General features: G+C 59.3%; 2 protein-coding genes. One reads left to right on the forward strand and one right to left on the reverse strand.

Annotated elements, in window-relative coordinates; all coding sequences use genetic code 11:
* Window positions 1-262: 262 nt before the first annotated feature.
* Window positions 263-673, forward strand: coding sequence for a hypothetical protein (locus OC159_RS19875; protein ID WP_265502958.1), 411 nt, complete (start codon window positions 263-265; stop codon window positions 671-673).
* 91 nt (window positions 674-764) lie between these two features.
* Here OC159_RS19875 and OC159_RS19880 read toward each other — a convergent pair whose 3' ends face one another.
* Window positions 765-1,613: an isocitrate lyase/PEP mutase family protein gene (locus OC159_RS19880; RefSeq protein WP_265502959.1), complete on the reverse strand. Its 849-nt coding sequence runs from the start codon at window positions 1,611-1,613 to the stop codon at window positions 765-767.
* Window positions 1,614-1,716: the final 103 nt, after the last annotated feature.

Raw genomic sequence — 1,716 nt, forward strand, 5'->3', positions numbered from 1 at the left:
CCTCAGGGCAACTTTGGAAGCGGTGGCCACCGGTCACCCGCAAGCAAGGATCGACGACCTGCTACCCTGGAACTTCGAGCCTTCAAGCTGAAAGCGCGTGGGGCGCAACCGCCGCTTACGATCTGCGCATGCGTCCGATTGCCCTGAATACGTTGATGGTGACCGCGAACCCTGCCTTGGCCCAAGACACCGCGGCGCTCGGAGGCAGTTCCTGCAGGGACGCGGTGCGGATATCGAGGCCTGGTTCGTCGACGTGCCGCAGATGCGGGACGACCCGCGCGACACCGGATTTGGCGGTGCCTTCGGATGCGGGACCGGTCCCCTGCGGCGGCTGGACATGGCGCTCGATGCGTCGGGGTCGATGGCGGGCGCGCTTGGCGGCGCCACCAAAATGGCCGCGGCCAAAGAGGCGGTCGATGCGCTGCTGGACGAACTGCCCGACCATGATCCTCATCGATCGCCAAGACGGGAAACAGTTCCCTTTCGGCGCCTATTTCAGCGTCCTGTTAGGATGGCAGATCAAGTTCTTTGCTGGTCACATTACGTCCTTACCGGCGGTCTTGATAGCTCAGATCCCAACCGCAAAGTGATTTCGGGGATCACACGCTGCCGGTTGATTGTCCAACGCATCCTTGGGGCCTTGTTGTTCCCTGACGGCGAAATTGAGCATTGAGGGCAGTTGATAGCGAAGATCCGCAGCGGCCTCTAATTCCCCACGGCGTCATGACAGCCAATCCAACTTTAGTAAGTCAACCACGCCTTGTTCAATATTTAGTCGATTCCTGAATGAGTTCGGGTAATCCAATTGCCCTATTCAGCTCATCAAAGTCTGCCATTCTGTCGGAGAATGGCGCATTGGAGCGATGAACAAGCAGATTTGCAAAATACCCCTGCATCTGGCGCAGAACAGCTCTGGCAAGACCTCCGGGAAAAATCACGATACGAAAACCTTTTTCGTGCAGTGTATCCGCATCGTTGATCGGGGTATCGCCGCCCTCTACCATATTCGCCAAGAGCGGGATACGTGCTGCGAACCGCTCCGCGATGCGGTTCTGCTCGTCCAGAGATCGCGGCGCTTCGATGAACAGGACGTCGGCGCCAGCCTCCAGATAGGCTTCGCCCCGGTCAAGCGCTGCATCGAAGCCTTCGACGGCGATTGCGTCAGTGCGGGCGATGATCTGGAGTTCTGTGGATTCTCGCGCGTCGCAGGCGGCCCGGATCTTTCCGGCCATTTCCACGGTCGGCACCAGTGTTTTCCCCCTGAGATGCCCGCAGCGTTTCGGAAAGCCCTGGTCTTCAAGCTGCAGTCCCGATGCGCCCGCGCGCTCGAACAAGCGCACCGTGCGCTTCACGTTCATTGCATTTCCAAAGCCTGTGTCGCCGTCGACGATGATCGGCAGTGCAACGCGATCTCGGATCAGCGTCAGGGTGTCGGCAACTTCTGATGCGGTAACCAATCCGACATCGGGGCGGCCAAGTCGGGTATACGCAATCGAAGCCCCCGAAAGGTAGAGGCATTCAAATCCCGCCTGCTGGGCCAGAAGCGCCCCAAATGCATCGTATACGCCGGGCGCAAGAATCCCCTTACCATCCGCGCCGGCTTTGTTGCACAAAGTCTTAAGGGGGATTCAGCTGGCGAATCTGGCGTGGTAGCCGTGCTGCATGAGCAGACCCACGCCGCCGAGCTACAAGACCAAGAACTGGCCAGCGTATAAC

Source organism: Paracoccus beibuensis, assembly GCF_026162625.1.
Classification (GTDB): domain Bacteria; phylum Pseudomonadota; class Alphaproteobacteria; order Rhodobacterales; family Rhodobacteraceae; genus Paracoccus; species Paracoccus beibuensis.